The following is a 16,174-nucleotide window of genomic DNA, read 5'->3' on the forward strand; positions in this document are numbered from 1 at the left end:
TTCCAACCCGACCGCACGCGATTCGTCCGTGCCACGTGAAGCGAATCTCGTCACCGTCGTCTGCAACCGAGGCAAGCTCGACAGTGGCTGACGCGCGGCGACCGTTGATTTCAGGCTGCGGGACGACGCGCACTCGAGACATCGCGGCTCAATTCCGCCGCAGCTCTGCGCTCACTCGAGCCCGTCGTAGAAGTCGTTGCCCTTGTCGTCGATGACGATGAAGGCCGGGAAGTTCTCGACCTCGATCCGCCACACCGCCTCCATGCCGAGCTCGGGGTACTCGAGCACCTCCACCTTCCGGATGCAGTCCTGGGCGAGCCGTGCGGCCGGCCCGCCGATGGAGGCGAGGTAGAAGCCGCCGTATTTGCGGCAGGCCTCGCGCACCGCGCGCGAGCGGTTGCCCTTGGCGAGCATGACCAAGGACCCCCCCTTGGCCTGGAACTCCTCGACGTAGGAGTCCATGCGCCCCGCCGTGGTCGGCCCGAACGAGCCGGTGGCGTAGCCGGCGGGCGTTTTCGCCGGTCCGGCGTAATAGACGGGGTGGTTCTTCAGGTACTCCGGCATCGGCTCGCCGCGATCGAGCCGCTCCTTGATCTTGGCGTGCGCGATGTCGCGCGCGACCACCATCGGGCCCGAGAGCATCACGCGGGTCTTCACCGGGTAGCGGGAGAGGGTGGCGCGGATCTCGTCCATCGGCCGGGTGAGGTCGATGCGCACCACCTCGCCACCGAGCTCGGCCTCCGTCGTCTCCGGCAGGTATTTCGCGGGATCGATCTCAAGCTGTTCGAGGAACACGCCCTCGGGGGTGATCTTGGCGAGGATCTGGCGGTCGGCCGAGCAGGAGACGCCGATGCCGACGGGCAGCGAGGCGCCGTGGCGCGGCAGGCGGATCACCCGCACGTCATGGCAGAAATACTTGCCGCCGAATTGGGCGCCGATGCCGAGGCGGCGGGTGATCTCAAGCACTTTCATCTCGGCCTCGAGGTCGCGGAAGGCATGGCCGGCGAGCGAGCCTCGGGTGGGCAAGCCATCGAGGTAACGGCAGGAGGCGAGCTTGACGGTCTTCAGGGTCGTCTCGGCCGAGGTGCCGCCGATGACGATGGCGAGGTGGTAGGGCGGGCAGGCCGAGGTGCCGAGGGTCTTCAGCTTCGTCTCGATGAAGGCATAGAGCCGCTCGGGGTTCAGAAGCGCCCGCGTCTCCTGAAAGAGGAAGGTCTTGTTCGCGCTGCCCCCGCCCTTGGCGACGAACATCAGCTGGAATTCCTCCGCATGCTCCTCCCCGGGGGCGGCGTAAATGTCGAACTGGACGGGAAGGTTGTTGCCGGTGTTCACCTCCTCGAACAGCGAGAGGGGCGCCATCTGCGAATAGCGGAGGTTGGTCTCCGTGTAGGTGCGGAAGACGCCGCGGCTGATCGCCTCCTCCTCGTTCCCGTCCACCCACACGCGCTGGCCCTTCTTGCCGAACACGATTGCGGTGCCGGTGTCCTGGCACATCGGCAGCACGCCGCCGGCGGCGATGTTGGCGTTCTTCAGGAACTCGAGCGCGACGTAGCGGTCGTTGGGCGACGCCTCGGGGTCGTCGAGGATGGCGCGCAGTTGCGCGAGGTGGGAGGGGCGCAGCAGGTGCGAGACGTCGCGGAAGGCGCGGAAGGCGAGTTCCGTCAGCGTCTCGGGGGCGACGAGCAGCACCCGCCGCCCACCCACCTCGATGGTGCGCACGCCGCCAAGGTCGAGCTTGGTCCACGGCACTTCGGCCTGGCTGAGGGGGAACATCGGGCTGTAGAGGAACTCGCCCGCGCGGGGGGCGAGCGGAAAGGGCGCGTTCATCCTCGGGGCGCTCCTCGCTCTCGCGTCGCTTTGCGCCGCTTATGGCACGACCAGGGGGGGCGGGCCACCCGTGCCAGGAACGGGGCGCGCGGCGGGATCAGGGTTTGGGGGGGCGTTTGCGGAAGGCGTCCAGGCTCACCACCTGAGCCGGGCGGTCGGCGTCTTCCGGGGCATCCGCCGCCTGGGCCGACGTCTCTTCCCCCACCTCCCCGTGCGGCTCGTCCTGCCGCCCGACCGACGGCTCGAAGCGCAGACCGAACCGCACGGAGGGGTCGGCGAACTGGGTGATCGCCCCCCAGGGAATGCGCAGCCGTGCCGGCACGCCGCCGAAATAGAGCGTGACCGAGAAGCCGGCTTGGTCGGTCTCCAGGGCATCGAACTGGTGTTGGAGCACGATCGTCATCTCGTGCGGATACTGCGCCCGCAGACGCGCCGGCAGCTCCACCTCCGGGTGATCGGTGCGGAACGTCAGGTAGAAGTGATGGTCGCCGGGCAGGCCGTCGCGGGCCACCGAGCCGAGCGCGGCGCGCACGACATGGCGCAGGCTCTCCTGGATCCAGGCTTCATAGGGGAGAAGGCTGTCCTTCAGTCCCGGCTCTTCGGCGCCCATGCGGTCGCGGCCCGCGTCCCCTCTTCTCCAATCTGCGCCCCGGGGCCGCGACGGCGGCCCCTGGCGGATGAGTGGGGGGCTTCTGTTGCCCGGTGCCCCCCGGACCGCGCTTGCCTAAGTCAGGTCAGGCAGCGAGCGCCAGACGGCTGTTGTCGTTGGCACTTATGGATCGGCCCGATGACGGCGGTACCATGCCGGGCGAAAAGCGAACCTTTACTGCGCGCGTCGAGCCTGTTTCGCCCCCGTCGAGCCGCCACAGCCGAGGCGGAAACTTGGTGGAGGCGCCGGGCACTGCCCCCGGGTCCGCTACGCTTATTCCGTTCGCCGTTTATCGCCATAGCCGGGTTGCCCCGGCGGTCCGGAATATAGGAAACGCAGGCGTCATACGGAAGGCCGGCGCGAGTCGGCGCAAGGAAGGCACCGCATGGAACTGACGGAGGGCCAGGCACGCGAGATCGAGGAGGCGCGCTCCGCCGCGCAGCCGACCCTTCGCCCGACCGTGCCGGCGATGGAGGCGCTGCTGCATCGGCCCATCCCGGTGCTCGATCACGGCTTCATCCGCGTCGTCGACTACATGGGAGACGACTCCGCGGTGGTGCAGGCGGCGCGCGTGTCCTACGGGCGCGGCACGAAGCGCGTGCAGGACGACGAGGGGCTGATCCGCTACCTGATGCGGCACTGGCACACCACGCCGTTCGAGATGGCGGAGATCAAGCTGCACGTGAAGCTGCCGATCTTCGTCGCCCGGCAATGGATCCGCCACCGCACGGCGAGCGTGAATGAGTATTCGGCCCGCTACTCGGTGCTCGATCGCGAGTTCTACCTGCCGGCGCCGGAACACTTGGCCGAGCAGAGTGCGTCGAACCGCCAGGGCAGGGGCGCGACCCTGCCGGCGGACCGGGCCGAGGCCGTGCTTCGGCTGCTGCGCGAGGACGCCGCCCGCTGCTACCAGCATTACCTGTGGTTGTTGAACGAGAGCGAGGACGGCACCCCGCTCGACCCGGACCGGCCCGGCATCGCGCGGGAACTGGCGCGGATGAACCTGACGCTCAACGTCTATACGCAGTGGTATTGGAAGACGAACCTTCACAATCTCATGCACTTCCTGCGCCTGCGCGCCGACCCTCACGCGCAATACGAGATTCGCGCCTACGCGGAGGCGATGCTCGGCGTGCTCGAGGCCTGGGTGCCGATCACCGCGCGCGCCTTCCGCGACTATCGGCTGTCGGCGGTGACGTTCTCGGGTCCCATGCTCGCCTGCCTCAAGCGCATGCTCGCCGGCGAGGCGGTGACGGCGGAGACGAGCGGGCTCGGGCGGCGCGAGTGGCGGGAGTTCCGCTCAGCCCTCGGTCTGCCGGAGTAGCTGCGTGCCGCCATGCACGGTTCGCCGCGGCTCAGCGTCCGGCGCGCGGCAGGCAGAGTTCGGCGGCGATGCGGCGCAACAGCCGTTGCGCGGCCCAGATGTCGGCGGCAAGCCGCGTATGCCGGTCACTGACGGGGATGCCGCAGCGGCGCGCCTCGCGCAGGCTCCGGTCCATCGTGGCCAGGGCCCCGCTCAATTCGGCGAGGCGGATCTGCAGGAACAACGGGTCGTCCTCCCCGTCCGCGCCAGGCTCTGCCGGTGGGCCGTGTCCCGCCCCGATCGCGGTCCAGTCGGCAGCGCGGCCACAGATGGCGGTCGTTTGCCCCGACGCGGCGCTGGTTGCCATGGCGTGCCCATCGTTCATTGACGCCTCCTCCCGCTGCCCGCGGACAAACCCATCGCGAGAGTGTGGATATGATGGTTCATCGAGCATGCGTGAGGCAAGCGGGTTCCGCCTTGCGCCAGCGCAATCGGATCCCCCCGCATGAGCGTCATCGTGTTCGGCTCGATCAACCTCGATCTGGTGTTTCCCGTCTCCCACCTGCCCGCGCCGGGAGAGACGGTGGTCGGGCCCCTCCTCCGGTTCGAGCCTGGCGGCAAGGGCGCGAACCAGGCGGTGGCGGCGGCGCGCGACGGGGCGCGCGTCGCCTTGGCCGGGGCCGTTGGGCGTGACCCCTTGGCCGAGCATGCCCTGTCCGGGCTCCGCTCCGCCGGGGTCGATCTCGCACGCTTGGCCTTCGTGGACGCTCCGACGGGCTGCGCGGCGATCGGCGTCGATGCGGAGGGACGCAACCAGATCCTGGTCGCGGCGGGCGCCAACCGAGCCGCACGGGCATCGCAAGTGGCGGATCAGGATCTGGGCCCCCGCACGGTGCTGCTGCTGCAGGGCGAATGCGACCTCGGGGAGACGGCCGCCCTGGCGCAGCGGGCGTGCGATCGGGGCGCCCGCGTGGTGCTGAATCTCGCTCCCTTCATCGCCCTGCCGCGCGAGACGCTCGCGGCGGCTTCGGTCCTGGTGGTGAACGAAACGGAGGCGGCAGCACTCGCGGCGCAGCTCGGCCTTGCGGCCGAGGCACTGGCGATCGCGCGCACGCTCGGTACGGCCGTCGTCGTCACCCTCGGCGCCGAGGGGGCGGTGCTCGTCGATGCCGGCGCCGAGGTCAGGGTTCCGGCCCTGCCGGTCCCGGTCGTGGACACGACGGGGGCGGGCGATGCGCTCTGCGGCGTGCTGGCGGCCGGGCTTGCCCGAGGCCTTGCGCTGCCGGCGGCGCTGCGGCGCGCGGTCGTTGCCGCCTCGCTCGCCTGCACGCGGCCTGGCGCGCAGGCCGGCCTGCCGTCGGCGGCGGAGATCGACGCCGCCCTCACCGGTGCGTTCACTGCCCGCTAACGGCGGCCGGCTAGGCTTCCTTGCATGCGCGCGTTCGACCGCCTGTTCGCCACCGGTCTGATGGTCGCCCATGCCGCGACGGCAACGGGTCTCGTCTGGCTCGCGCTCGCCCCGGCCCTCGCCGCCGGCGCCTCGGCCGCCCTGGTGAAGGCGGCCGTTCAGGCAGGTTCGTGCTGACGGGCCGCTATTCGACGACGATGCGCGGCAGAGCCGTCGCGCGTTCCGCCAGCACCGCCTCGCACTTCTCCCACACCCGCCGCGCGATCGCGCGATAACGCCGGGCCTCCTCGCCATCGGGCAGGGTGGCGGTGATCGGCGTTCCCTCGTCGGAGGTGGTGCGGATGTCGAGCGCGATCGGGATCTCGCCGAGGAACTCCGTGCCCAGCCGCTCGGCCTCCCGCCTCGCTCCGCCATGGCCGAAGATGTCGCTGCGGTGCCCGCAGTTGGGGCAGCAGAAGAAGCTCATGTTCTCGATCAGGCCCAGCACCGGCACGTTGGTGCGGGCGAACATCGCGATTCCCCGCCGCGCATCGATCAGCGCCACGTCCTGCGGCGTGGAGACGATCACCGCTCCCGTCAGCGGCACGCGCTGCGCCATGGTGAGCTGCGCATCCCCGGTGCCCGGCGGCATGTCGACGATCATGATGTCGAGCGGGCCCCAGGCGACCTGCCCCATCATCTGCTCGAGCGCGCCCATCACCATCGGCCCCCGCCAGATCATCGGAGTCTCCTCCTCGACCAGGAAGCCGATCGACATCACTTTCAGCCCCCACTTCTCCATCGGCTGGATCAGGTTGCCCGCGGCGAGCGGGCGGCCACGGATGCCGAGCATGCGGGGAAGCGAAGGCCCGTAGATGTCGGCATCCAGCAGGCCGACCTTGAGCCCTTCCTGGGCGAGCCCGATCGCCAGATTGACCGCCGTGGTCGATTTGCCGACCCCGCCCTTGCCGGAAGCGACGGCGACGATGGCCCGCGCGTTGCTCAGCAACTGGGCCGGCCGCTGTGGTTGCGCCGCGCCGGCCGCGGGGCCGGTGGCAGGGGCGGCGGCTGCGCGGTGGGCGGTCAGCACGGCGGCGGCGTTCAGCACGCCGGGCAGGGCCTGCACCGCCGCTTCGGCGGCGCGGCGAACCGGTTCGAGGGAGGCGGCGCGCTCGCGCGGCACCTCGAGCGTGAGGCGCACCAGGCCGTCGCGAATCTCCACCCCGCCGACCCAGCCGAGAGAGACGAGGTCACGCCCCGTCGAGGGATCGCGCACAGAGGCGAGAGCGGCGCGCACCGCGGCCTCGGTCACCTTCGCCATCGCTTGAAACTCCCCGAGAACCTGTCCATATGCCGCGCACGTGCCGGGGGCGAGCCCAAGCGGCCGCCGCGCGCTCCTCCGTTCCAGTGACGATGGCGGAAGATGGGGTGTGGTCCGGCGACTTCCAACGGAGACCGGGGAAGGGCGACGAATGCCTTGGACCAACAACACCGGTGGCGGCCCCTGGGGAGGTCGGCCAGGCGGACCGTGGGGTGGCGGTGGCGGCGGCATGCCGCAGCCCCCCAACCTCGATGAGCTCCTGCGCAAGGGGCAGGATTTCGCGCGCCGCTTCCTGCCGCGGGGCTTCGGCGGCGGCCGCGCGATCGCCATCGTCGCCGCGATCCTGGTCGGCGGCTGGCTCCTCTCCGGCTTCTACCGCGTCCAGCCCGACGAGCAGGGCGTGGTGCTTCGCTTCGGCGCCTTCCACCGCACCACCCCGCCTGGCCTGAACTACGCGCTGCCCTGGCCGATCGAGAGCGTCACCACGCCGCGCGTGACCCGCATCAACCGCATCGATGTCGGCTTCCGCAGCGAGGTGGAGGGCGCGCGCCCGGTGCCCACCCGCGTCGTACCGGAGGAGAGCCTGATGCTCACGGGCGACGAGAACATCATCGACATCAACTTCGCCGTATTCTGGCGCATTCGCGACGCCGGCGACTTCCTGTTCAACATCCGCAACCCCGAACAGGCGGTGAAGAGCGCGGCCGAATCGGTGATGCGCGAAGTGATCGGCAAGACGCCGATCCAGCCCGCACTGACCGAGGCGCGCGCACAGATCGAACAGGCGGTGCGCGCCGGCACGCAGGCGATGCTCGACCAGTATCGCTCCGGCATCGAGGTCGCTCAGGTGCAGCTGCAGAAGGTGGACCCGCCGGCCGCAGTGATCGACGCCTTCCGCGACGTGCAGCGCGCCAATGCCGACCGCGAACGCCTGCGCAACGAGGCCGAAGCCTTCCGCAACGACATCATTCCCCGCGCGCGCGGTGAGGCCGAGCGGCTGGTGCAGGAGGCGCAGGGCGATCGCGAGGCCCGCATCGCCCGCGCCCGCGGCGAGGCGCAGCGCTTCATCCAGGTGTTCGAGGCCTATAACCAGGCGCGCGACGTCACCCGGCTCCGGCTCTATCTCGAGACGATGGAGGACATCCTTCGCATCTCGCCGACCGTCGTCGTCGACGAGCGGGTGCAGAACCTGGTGCCGTTCCTGCCGCTCGGCGATCTCAACCGCGCTGGCGCTCCCGCGCAGCAGCGCCCGGCGCCGGGGATCGACCGTCCGATGCCGCTGCCCTCGGCCCCGGCGGCGCCCCCGCCCGGCGGCCCCGCCGCCCGGGTGAGCGGCACCGGTGCGACCATCCGCTGAGCGCGACGCGAGGAGAATCCGGATCATGAACCAGAAGGCACTCATCGGCGCCGCAATCGGTGTCGTCGTCGCCGGCGCGGTCACGCTCTCCACCCTGTTCACCGTCCATCAGACGGAGCAGGTGCTGGTCGTGCAGTTCGGCAAGCCGGTGCGGGTGATCACGGAGCCCGGCCTGCACGCCAAGATCCCGTTCATCCAGAACACGATCAGCTTCGATCGTCGCCTGCTCGACTTCGAGGGGCGGAGCGAGGAGGTGATCCTCGGCGACCAGCGCCGACTCATCGTCGACACCTTCACCCGCTTCCGCATCGTCGATCCACTGCAGTACTTCCAGACGGTGGGCTTCGGCGAAGCCGCGATCCGCGCGCGGCTCTCCTCCATCGTGCCCTCGGCGCTGCGCCGCGTGCTCGGCAACGAGCCACTGCTGTCGGTGCTGTCGGAGGATCGCGCGCGTATCATGGCGGAGATCCGCCAGCAGGTGAACGCCGAGGCGCGTCGCTTCGGCATTCAGGTCGAGGACGTGCGCATCCGTCGCGCCGACCTGCCGGAGGAGAACACCCAGGCCATCCTGTCGCGGATGCAGACCGAGCGTGAACGTGTGGCCCGCGAGGCGCGCGCCGAGGGTGCCGAGGTCGCCGCCCGCATCCGGGCGGCGGCGGAACGCGAGCGCACCGTCATCCTCGCCGAGGCGCAGGCGCAGGCCGACATCATCCGCGGTGCGGGCGAGCAGGAGGCGATCCGAATCTTCGCCGACGCCTTCAACCGCGACCGCGAGTTCTTCGCCTTCTGGCGCTCCATGCAGGCCTATCGCGAGGCCTTCGGCGAGGAGGCGCAGGCGCGGCTCGTGCTCACCCCGGACAGCGAGTTCTTCCGCTTCTTCCGCGAGATCCCGAAGGACGTGCGGGCGGCGGAGGCGCGCTGACGGAAGCGAGAGGCGGGGTTGAAGGCAGGGGCGGGCGACGCCTGGGCGGCATGAGCCTCGCCGGGCTGCTCGCCGGCCTCGGCTTGGTGCTGGCCTTGGAAGGGCTCGTCTACGCCGCGTTTCCCGACGCGGTGCGGCGGGCCCTCGCCACTCTGGTCTCGCTGCCGGACACGACACTGCGCGGCCTCGGCCTTGTCGTCGCGGCAACGGGCGCCGCCCTCGTGCTGGTCGCGGGCGCGCTTTGACCGCACGCGCGTTGGGCAGCCCGTCACCGGCGAGGCGATCAGAACCGCGGGAGCCGAGGGCGGACCGTCTTTCGGCGACGAAACCGTTGCCCGAAGATCGGGGACTGAAGATCGAGGCGGGGTCCCGTTCCCCCCCCTCCCGAGAGGACGCGACACGACATGATCCGCACTGTCCGTATCCTTGCCGCCGCCGTCGCGATCGGGCTCGCCGCACCGTTCGCCACTGCACCGGTGGTCGCGCGCGCCGTTCCCGAAAGCTTCGCCGACCTTGCCGAACGGTTGCTGCCGTCGGTGGTGAACATCTCCACCACCCAGACCGTGGTGGCGGGGCGCGAGCGCCAGGGGCCGGAAACGCCGCAGTTCCCGCCGGGCTCGCCCTTCGAGGAGTTCTTCCGCGAGTTCTTCGACCGCCAGCAGCGCCAGGGCCAGGGCCCGCAGCAGAGGCCTCGCCGCGCCCAATCCCTCGGCTCGGGGTTCATCATCGCCTATGAGAACGGCGAAGGCTTCATCGTCACCAACAATCACGTCATCGACGGCGCGGACGAGGTGAACGTCATCCTGCACGACAACACCACGCTGCGCGCCGAGGTGGCGGGGCGCGATCCGCGCACCGACCTTGCCCTCCTCAAGGTGCGCACCGACAAGCCGCTGATCCCGGTGAAGTTCGGCAACTCCGATGCCCTGCGGATCGGCGACTGGGTGCTCGCCATCGGCAACCCCTTCGGCCTCGGCGGCACGGTGACCGCCGGCATCGTCTCCGCGCGAGGGCGCGACATCCGCATCGGTCCCTACGACGACTTCATCCAGACCGACGCCGCGATCAACCGCGGCAACTCGGGCGGGCCGCTGTTCAACATGGCGGGCGAGGTGGTGGGGGTGAACACCGCCATCTTCTCGCCCACGGGAGGCTCGATCGGCATCGGCTTCGCCATCCCCTCGGCGATCGCGCAGAACGTGGTGAGCCAGCTGCGCGAGCACGGCCGCATCCGTCGCGGCTGGCTCGGCGTGCGCATCCAGCAGGTCACGGACGAGATCGCGGAGAGCGTGGGCCTGCCGGGAGGGGCGCGCGGCGCGCTCGTCGCCGGCGTCAACGAGGGGGGGCCTGCCGACAAGGCGCGGCTGCAGAACGGCGACATCATCCTCGAGTTCAACAACCAGGAAATCCGCGAGATGCGCGTCCTGCCGCGCGTCGTCGCCGATACGCCGATCGGCCGCGAGGTACCGGTGGTCATCTGGCGCAACGGGCGTCGCGAGACGGTGCGCGTCACGGTGGGGGAACTGCCGGACGATGCGCAGCTCGCCGCGGCCACCCCGGGCCCGCAGGATCGCGGCGGCCGGCCGGTGGAGGTGCCGGGAACGGGGCTTCGCCTCTCCACCATCACCCCGGAACTGCGGGAGCGCTTCGGCCTGCCGCAGGACGCGCGCGGCGTGCTCGTGGTCGAGGTCGACCCGAACAGCCCCGCCGCCGAGCGTGGCGTTCGCCCCGGCGACCTCATTCTCGAGGTGCAGCAGGAGACCGTGTCCAACCCCGCCGAGGTGCGCGAGCGGTTCGACCGCGCGCGTCAGACGGGCCGGCGGAACGTGCTGGTGCTGATCGAGAGCCAGGGTGGGCAAGGCCCGCGCTGGGTGGCGATCCCGGTCGGCCGCGGCTGACGCGCCGACCGGCGGGGGGAGGGTGGCCGGGCGCGCGCCGCCTCAGGGGCGGCGAACCTCCTCCGCCCGGTAGCCCTGCAGCCACAGCAGCGCCCGCAGGTCGGCATGGGTGATGCGCACCCGTGCCGCCGCCGCCACCGCCGGCTTGGCGCGGAACGCGACGCCGAGCCCGGCCGCGAGCAGCATCGGCAAGTCGTTCGCCCCGTCCCCGACCGCGAGCGTGGCTCCGAGCGGCACGCCGTGCTCCTCGGCGAGCGCGCGCAGGGTCGCCGCCTTGCTGGCGCGATCGAGGATCGGCTCCGCGACGCGCCCGGCGAGCCTGCCCCCCTCGATGATCAGCTCGTTCGCACGGTCGAGATGGAACCCCAAGATGTCGCGCACGCGGGCAGTGAAGAAGCGGAAGCCCCCGGACACCAGGGCGCAGACCGCACCATGCGCGCGCATGGTGGCGACGAGCTCCGCAGCACCCGGCATGATGGCGACCCGCTCCCAGGTCCTCTCCAGCGCCTCGGCCGAGAGCCCCTTCAGCATGGCCACCCGTTCGCGCAAGGCGCCCGCGAAATCGAGCTCCCCCGCCATCGCACGGGCGGTGATGGCGGCGATGCGCTCCTTCAGTCCCGCGAAGTCGGCGAGCTCGTCGAGTGTTTCGCCGACGACGATGGTGCTGTCCATGTCGGCGACCAGGATCCGCTTGCGCCGGCCTTCGGCGGGCAGCACGGCGAGGTCGAGCGATTCGCCGTCGAGCGCGGCGCGGGCAGCGGCCTCGGCCGCTTCGGGAGCGAGGCCGGAGAACGGCAGGTCGGCCGCCTCGCCAGGGCCGAGCCAGGTCGGCGAACCGAGGCTCGCTCCGGCCGCGCGCAGTGCTGCGGCTGCCTCGCGCAGGTGGGCATCGGCAAGCGTCGGTCCGGCGGCCGGCGCGATCAGGGTCAGGACCTGGTCCATGGCCGGGTGGTGCGATGGCCGAGGCTGAGATGCAAGCCGCCGCCGGCGAGGGCTTGCCGCGCGCGCTGATCGTTTCGGGGCCGACCGCCTCGGGCAAGTCCGCCCTCGCGCTTGCGCTCGCCGAACGCTACCGCGGCGCGGTGATCAACGCGGACTCGATGCAGGTCTATCGTGACCTCCGCGTGCTGACGGCGCGGCCTTCGGCCGAGGACGAGGCGCGTGCGCCGCACCTCCTTTACGGTGTGCGCGATGCGGCGGAGGCGGCCGATGCGGCCTGGTTCCGGCAAGCGGCCCTGGCGGCCATGGAGGAGGCGAGGGGGATGGGGCGGGTTCCCATCCTTTGCGGCGGCACGGGGCTCTGGCTCGAGGCGCTGGTGCGGGGGATCGGCGAGATCCCATCCGTCTCGGCCGCCATCCGGGCCGAGGCGCGGCGTCTTGCGGCCGAACTGGGAGCGCCCGCCCTGCACGCGCGTCTCGCCGAACGCGACCCGGAGACGGCCGCCGCCGTTCGCCCGTCCGACACCCAGCGCGTGATCCGGGCCTGGGAGGTGCTGCAGGCGACGGGGCGGGGCCTTGCCGCGTGGTGGCGGGGGGCGGTGCATCCACCGGCGCCGTGGCTGTTCGCCCACATCCTGCTCGACCCGCCGCGCGAACGCGTGCGTGCCGCGATCGACGCCCGGTTCCTCGCCATGCTGGAGCGCGGCGCGCTGGAGGAGGTTCGGGCGCTCCTCGCGCAGGGGCTCGATCCTGCCCTGCCGGCGATGCGCGCGCACGGCGTGCCGCCGCTCGCGGCCGCCATCCGCGGCGAGCTCCCGCTTGCCGAGGCGGTGGCCAGGGCCCAGGCCCAGGTCCGCCAGTACGCCAAGCGTCAGGCGACCTGGTTCCGGCACCGCAAGCTGGCGCCACCCGAGCGGACCTTCATCATTCGATCCTGGATGGGCTCCGATGCGCAATTTTCGGAAATCAACATGGCTGCCTTGTTTTCGTTTGTTGACGCTTTCCTGTTGACGCCTCGCGGCACGGTCGGGATAACCCCCTCGTCCCCAGCACCTGCCGGGCCGGGGCCAGCGGAAGGACCCTTGATATGACGTCGACCGAGACCCTGAGTGGTGCCGAAATCGTCCTGCGCGCGCTGAAGGATCAGGGCGTGGACGTCATTTTCGGCTACCCCGGCGGGGCCGTGCTGCCGATCTACGACGCGCTCTTTCAGCAGAACGCCATCCGGCACATCCTCGTTCGGCACGAGCAGGCGGCGGTGCACGCGGCGGAAGGTTACGCGCGCTCGACCGGCAAGGTGGGGGTGGTGCTCGTCACCTCAGGCCCAGGTGCCACCAATGCGGTGACGGGGCTCGTCGATGCGCTGATGGACTCCATTCCCGTCGTTTGCCTCACCGGCCAGGTGCCCACGCATCTGATCGGCAACGACGCCTTCCAGGAGGCGGACACCACCGGCATCACCCGTCCTGCCACCAAGCACAACTACCTGGTGAAGGACGTCAACGCGCTCGGGAGGATCCTGCACGAGGCGTTCTACGTCGCCCGCTCCGGCCGGCCGGGCCCGGTGGTGGTCGACCTGCCGAAGGATGTGCTGATCAACCGCGGTGTGTATCAGGGCATCCCCACCGCGCCGCACCGCTCCTACCGCCCGGTGGTGGACCCCGACCCGCAGGCCATTGCCCAGGCCGTGCGGATGCTGAAGCAAGCGAAGCGCCCGATCGTCTACGCCGGCGGCGGTGTGATCAATGCGGGGCCGGAAGCCGCGCGCCTGCTCACCGAGTTCGTGCATCTCACCGGCTTTCCCTGCACCAACACGCTGATGGGCCTCGGCGCCTTCCCGGCCTCCGATCCGCAGTTCCTCGGCATGCTCGGCATGCACGGCACCTACGAGGCCAATCTTGCGATGCACGGCTGCGACGTGATGCTGAACATCGGCGCCCGCTTCGATGATCGCGTCACCGGCCGGTTGCGCGACTTCTCGCCCAATTCGCTGAAGATCCACGCCGACATCGACCCTTCCTCGATCAACAAGAACGTGCGGGTGGATTGCGCCATCGTCGGCGACGCCGCCCGCGTGCTCGCCGCGCTGATCGCGGCTTGGAAGGCGGATCCGACGAAGCCCGATACCGGAGCGCTCGCCGCCTGGTGGAAACAGATCGACCTCTGGCGGGCGCGCGACTGCCTGCGCTACCGCCAGGATCCCGCGCCGAATGCGGTGATCAAGCCGCAGCATGCGATCAAGCGTCTGTATGAGATCGTGCGCGAAACGGGGCGCGACGTGTTCATCACCACCGAAGTCGGCCAGCACCAGATGTGGGCTGCGCAGTTCTGGAAGTTCGAACGCCCCAACCGCTGGCTCACCTCGGGCGGGCTCGGCACCATGGGCTACGGGCTGCCGGCGGCGATCGGGGCGCAGATCGCGCACCCCGAGGCGCTCGTGATCGACATCGCGGGCGAAGCCTCGATCCTGATGAACATTCAGGAGATGAGCACGGCCGCGCAATATCGCCTGCCCGTGAAGGTGTTCATCCTGAACAACGAGTACATGGGCATGGTGCGGCAGTGGCAGGAACTGCTGCACGGCGGCCGCTACTCGGAATCCTACTCCGCTGCGCTGCCCGATTTCGTCAAGCTCGCCGAGAGCTTCCACGCGGTCGGCCTGCGCGCGAAGACGCTCGGCGACCTCGATGACGTCATCCGCGAGATGCTGGCGGTGGATCGTCCGGTGATCGCCGACATCTGCGTCGACAAGCACGAGAACTGCTTCCCGATGATCCCCTCGGGGGCGGCGCACAACGAGATGATCCTCGGCCCGGAGGACGAGGCGCCCACGGGTTCCGCCCAGCCGGGGGTGACCGAGGAAGGCATGGTGCTCGTCTGAGCGGCCGGGCACCCGAGGACCCCTTGCCCATGCTCAAGGCCCTGAGCCCCGCGCAGGACACCTCCACCCGTCAGGCGGTGATCGCCGTGCTGGTGGAAAACGAGGCGGGCGTGCTTGCGCGCGTCATCGGCCTCTTTTCGGGCCGCGGCTACAACATCGACAGCCTCACCGTGGCGCCCGTCGACGAGGAGAAGCAGCTCTCGCGCATCACCATCGTCACCTCCGGCACGGCGATGGTGATCGAGCAGATCAAGGCCCAGCTTGATCGCCTCGTGCCGGTGCACAAGGTGGCCGATCTCACCATGGAGGGGCCGCACATCGCGCGCGAACTCGCGCTGATCAAGGTCGCCGGCACGGGGGAGAAGCGCGTGGAGGCCTTGCGCATCGCGGATGCCTTCCGCGCCCGCGTGGTCGATGCGACGACGGAAAGCTTCGTCTTCGAGATGACGGGGGCGACCGACAAGCTGGATGCCTTCGTCGCCCTGATGCGGCCCTTGGGCCTCGTCGAGGTGAGCCGCACGGGCATCGTCGCCATCGCGCGCGGGCCCAAGGGCATCGACGGCTGAAACACCCGCCCCGCTTGCGAGGCGGTGCGACGGCCGCTACAGCCGACAACCCGAGTCACGACACCGAACCGGAGAGGGAACGAGATGCGCGTCTACTACGACCGCGACGCGGATGTGAACCTGATCAAGGCGAAGAAGGTCGCCGTCATCGGCTACGGCAGCCAGGGCCACGCGCACGCCAACAACCTGCGTGACTCCGGGGTCGCCGAGGTCGTGGTCGGTCTGCGGCGCGGCTCCGCCGGTGTGGCCAAGGCCGAGGCCGCCGGGTTCAAGGTGATGGACCCGGCGGAAGCGGCGGCGTGGGCCGACGTGGTGATGGTGCTGACGCCCGATGAAGGGCAGGGCGATCTCTATCGCGAGAAGCTCGGTCCCAACATGCGCGAAGGCACCGCGCTGATGTTCGCGCACGGGCTCAACATCCACTTCAACCTCATCGAGCCGCGCCCGGACATGGACGTCGCCATGGTGGCGCCCAAGGGCCCGGGCCACACCGTGCGCAGCGAATACCAGCGCGGCGCGGGCGTGCCCTGCCTGGTCGCGGTGGCGCAGAACGCCTCGGGGAATGCGTTGGAACTCGCGCTCTCCTACGCCTCGGCGATCGGCGGCGGGCGTGCCGGCATCATCGAGACGACCTTCAAGGAGGAGTGCGAGACCGATCTCTTCGGCGAGCAGGCCGTGCTGTGCGGGGGCCTCGTCGAGTTGATGAAGGCCGGCTACGAGACGCTGGTGGAGGCCGGCTACGCGCCGGAAATGGCCTATTTCGAGTGCGTGCACGAGATGAAGCTGATCGTCGACCTCATCTACGAGGGCGGCATCGCCAACATGAACTACTCGATCAGCAACACCGCCGAGTATGGCGAGTACATTTCGGGCCCGCGCGTGATCGGCGAGGCCTCGCGCGCGGCGATGAAGCAGGTGCTGGCCGACATCCAATCGGGTCGTTTCGCGCGCGAGTGGATGCTGGAGAACAAGGTGAACCAGGCGTCGTTCAAGGCGATGCGCCGGAGCCTCGCCGCGCACCCGATCGAGCAGGTCGGCGAGAAGCTGCGCGCGATGATGCCCTGGATCAAGAAGAACGCGCTGGTCGATCGGAGCCGCAACTGAGCGGTTCCGATCAGTCTTCG

General features: G+C 70.3%; 16 protein-coding genes and 1 other RNA gene. 11 read left to right on the plus strand and 6 right to left on the minus strand.

All coding sequences use genetic code 11. The annotated features are described in order from the left end of the window. Nucleotides 1-171: 171 nt before the first annotated feature. The 3 genes from DWB05_RS07965 to ssrA all read right to left on the minus strand — a co-directional run bounded on the left by DWB05_RS07965 (nt 172) and on the right by ssrA (nt 2,832). Entirely contained in the window at nt 172-1,827 is a 1,656-nt protein-coding gene (locus tag DWB05_RS07965) for a fumarate hydratase (RefSeq protein ID WP_114376695.1), read from the minus strand. 97 nt (nt 1,828-1,924) lie between these two features. Next, the gene (locus tag DWB05_RS07970; protein WP_114376696.1) at nt 1,925-2,437 is read right to left on the minus strand and encodes an SspB family protein; all 513 of its coding nucleotides are present in this window, start codon (nt 2,435-2,437) and stop codon (nt 1,925-1,927) included. 70 nt (nt 2,438-2,507) lie between these two features. After that, nucleotides 2,508-2,832: a transfer-messenger RNA gene (ssrA, locus tag DWB05_RS07975) on the minus strand. 29 nt (nt 2,833-2,861) lie between these two features. Here ssrA and thyX point away from each other — a divergent pair. Further along, the gene (gene thyX, locus DWB05_RS07980) at nt 2,862-3,800 is read left to right on the plus strand and encodes an FAD-dependent thymidylate synthase (RefSeq protein ID WP_114376697.1); all 939 of its coding nucleotides are present in this window, start codon (nt 2,862-2,864) and stop codon (nt 3,798-3,800) included. Between the two features lie 31 nt (nt 3,801-3,831). On the opposite strand, the gene DWB05_RS07985 is transcribed toward thyX, so the two are convergent. Then, the gene (locus DWB05_RS07985; RefSeq protein ID WP_157967129.1) at nt 3,832-4,146 is read right to left on the minus strand and encodes a hypothetical protein; all 315 of its coding nucleotides are present in this window, start codon (nt 4,144-4,146) and stop codon (nt 3,832-3,834) included. Between the two features lie 138 nt (nt 4,147-4,284). Between DWB05_RS07985 and DWB05_RS07990 the strand changes: the two genes are divergently transcribed. Continuing rightward, nucleotides 4,285-5,187, plus strand: coding sequence for a ribokinase (locus tag DWB05_RS07990; protein WP_114376699.1), 903 nt, complete (start codon nt 4,285-4,287; stop codon nt 5,185-5,187). Nucleotides 5,188-5,211: 24 nt separating this feature from the next. Next, the gene (locus DWB05_RS14655; RefSeq protein ID WP_157967130.1) at nt 5,212-5,364 is read left to right on the plus strand and encodes a hypothetical protein; all 153 of its coding nucleotides are present in this window, start codon (nt 5,212-5,214) and stop codon (nt 5,362-5,364) included. 7 nt (nt 5,365-5,371) lie between these two features. Here the strand turns inward: DWB05_RS14655 and DWB05_RS07995 are convergent, their stop codons facing one another. Then, a complete protein-coding gene (locus DWB05_RS07995; protein WP_114376700.1) occupies nt 5,372-6,487 on the minus strand; it encodes an Mrp/NBP35 family ATP-binding protein in 1,116 nt (371 codons plus the stop codon). Nucleotides 6,488-6,716: 229 nt separating this feature from the next. On the opposite strand from DWB05_RS07995, the gene hflK reads away from it, so the two are divergent. The 4 genes from hflK to DWB05_RS08015 all read left to right on the plus strand — a co-directional run bounded on the left by hflK (nt 6,717) and on the right by DWB05_RS08015 (nt 10,664). Continuing rightward, nucleotides 6,717-7,844 carry an FtsH protease activity modulator HflK gene (gene hflK, locus DWB05_RS08000; protein ID WP_332871716.1) on the plus strand — a complete coding sequence of 376 codons (1,128 nt, stop codon included), beginning with the start codon at nt 6,717-6,719 and terminating at the stop codon, nt 7,842-7,844. 25 nt (nt 7,845-7,869) lie between these two features. Beyond that, on the plus strand, nt 7,870-8,766 hold the full coding sequence (gene hflC, locus DWB05_RS08005; protein ID WP_114376702.1) for a protease modulator HflC: 897 nt from the start codon (nt 7,870-7,872) through the stop codon (nt 8,764-8,766). Nucleotides 8,767-8,816: 50 nt separating this feature from the next. Next, nucleotides 8,817-9,011, plus strand: coding sequence for a DUF2065 family protein (locus DWB05_RS08010; protein WP_114376703.1), 195 nt, complete (start codon nt 8,817-8,819; stop codon nt 9,009-9,011). Between the two features lie 159 nt (nt 9,012-9,170). Further along, the gene (locus DWB05_RS08015; RefSeq protein WP_114376704.1) at nt 9,171-10,664 is read left to right on the plus strand and encodes a DegQ family serine endoprotease; all 1,494 of its coding nucleotides are present in this window, start codon (nt 9,171-9,173) and stop codon (nt 10,662-10,664) included. 42 nt (nt 10,665-10,706) lie between these two features. Here DWB05_RS08015 and serB read toward each other — a convergent pair whose 3' ends face one another. Then, nucleotides 10,707-11,606, minus strand: coding sequence for a phosphoserine phosphatase SerB (gene serB, locus DWB05_RS08020; RefSeq protein WP_114376705.1), 900 nt, complete (start codon nt 11,604-11,606; stop codon nt 10,707-10,709). Between the two features lie 14 nt (nt 11,607-11,620). Between serB and miaA the strand changes: the two genes are divergently transcribed. The 4 genes from miaA (at nt 11,621) to ilvC (ending at nt 16,154) form a co-directional block, all read left to right on the plus strand. After that, a complete protein-coding gene (gene miaA / locus DWB05_RS08025) occupies nt 11,621-12,694 on the plus strand; it encodes a tRNA (adenosine(37)-N6)-dimethylallyltransferase MiaA (RefSeq protein ID WP_232818462.1) in 1,074 nt (357 codons plus the stop codon). Then, a complete protein-coding gene (locus DWB05_RS08030) occupies nt 12,691-14,484 on the plus strand; it encodes an acetolactate synthase 3 large subunit (protein ID WP_114376707.1) in 1,794 nt (597 codons plus the stop codon). The genes miaA and DWB05_RS08030 overlap by 4 nt, the downstream gene beginning before the upstream one ends. 29 nt (nt 14,485-14,513) lie before the next feature. Then, complete coding sequence (gene ilvN, locus DWB05_RS08035; protein WP_114376708.1) at nt 14,514-15,050, plus strand: acetolactate synthase small subunit; 537 nt, start codon at nt 14,514-14,516, stop codon at nt 15,048-15,050. Between the two features lie 84 nt (nt 15,051-15,134). Next, on the plus strand, nt 15,135-16,154 hold the full coding sequence (gene ilvC, locus DWB05_RS08040; protein WP_114376709.1) for a ketol-acid reductoisomerase: 1,020 nt from the start codon (nt 15,135-15,137) through the stop codon (nt 16,152-16,154). Nucleotides 16,155-16,174 lie beyond the last annotated feature (20 nt).

Origin of the sequence: Elioraea thermophila (ex Habib et al. 2022) (genome assembly GCF_003336755.1) — a bacterium.
In the GTDB taxonomy this organism is placed as follows: domain Bacteria; phylum Pseudomonadota; class Alphaproteobacteria; order Acetobacterales; family Acetobacteraceae; genus Elioraea; species Elioraea thermophila.

Excerpts from the sequence above, each read along its gene's own strand:
- DWB05_RS07965 (WP_114376695.1), bottom strand. The coding sequence starts at position 1,827 with ATGAACGCGCCCTTTCCGCTCGCCCCCCGCGCGGGCGAGTTCCTCTAC.
- DWB05_RS07970 (WP_114376696.1), bottom strand. The coding sequence starts at position 2,437 with ATGGGCGCCGAAGAGCCGGGACTGAAGGACAGCCTTCTCCCCTATGAA.
- thyX (WP_114376697.1), top strand. The coding sequence starts at position 2,862 with ATGGAACTGACGGAGGGCCAGGCACGCGAGATCGAGGAGGCGCGCTCC.
- DWB05_RS07985 (WP_157967129.1), bottom strand. The coding sequence starts at position 4,146 with ATGGCAACCAGCGCCGCGTCGGGGCAAACGACCGCCATCTGTGGCCGC.
- DWB05_RS07990 (WP_114376699.1), top strand. The coding sequence starts at position 4,285 with ATGAGCGTCATCGTGTTCGGCTCGATCAACCTCGATCTGGTGTTTCCC.
- DWB05_RS14655 (WP_157967130.1), top strand. The coding sequence starts at position 5,212 with ATGCGCGCGTTCGACCGCCTGTTCGCCACCGGTCTGATGGTCGCCCAT.
- DWB05_RS07995 (WP_114376700.1), bottom strand. The coding sequence starts at position 6,487 with ATGGCGAAGGTGACCGAGGCCGCGGTGCGCGCCGCTCTCGCCTCTGTG.
- hflK (WP_332871716.1), top strand. The coding sequence starts at position 6,717 with ATGCCGCAGCCCCCCAACCTCGATGAGCTCCTGCGCAAGGGGCAGGAT.
- hflC (WP_114376702.1), top strand. The coding sequence starts at position 7,870 with ATGAACCAGAAGGCACTCATCGGCGCCGCAATCGGTGTCGTCGTCGCC.
- DWB05_RS08010 (WP_114376703.1), top strand. The coding sequence starts at position 8,817 with ATGAGCCTCGCCGGGCTGCTCGCCGGCCTCGGCTTGGTGCTGGCCTTG.
- DWB05_RS08015 (WP_114376704.1), top strand. The coding sequence starts at position 9,171 with ATGATCCGCACTGTCCGTATCCTTGCCGCCGCCGTCGCGATCGGGCTC.
- serB (WP_114376705.1), bottom strand. The coding sequence starts at position 11,606 with ATGGACCAGGTCCTGACCCTGATCGCGCCGGCCGCCGGACCGACGCTT.
- miaA (WP_232818462.1), top strand. The coding sequence starts at position 11,621 with ATGGCCGAGGCTGAGATGCAAGCCGCCGCCGGCGAGGGCTTGCCGCGC.
- DWB05_RS08030 (WP_114376707.1), top strand. The coding sequence starts at position 12,691 with ATGACGTCGACCGAGACCCTGAGTGGTGCCGAAATCGTCCTGCGCGCG.
- ilvN (WP_114376708.1), top strand. The coding sequence starts at position 14,514 with ATGCTCAAGGCCCTGAGCCCCGCGCAGGACACCTCCACCCGTCAGGCG.
- ilvC (WP_114376709.1), top strand. The coding sequence starts at position 15,135 with ATGCGCGTCTACTACGACCGCGACGCGGATGTGAACCTGATCAAGGCG.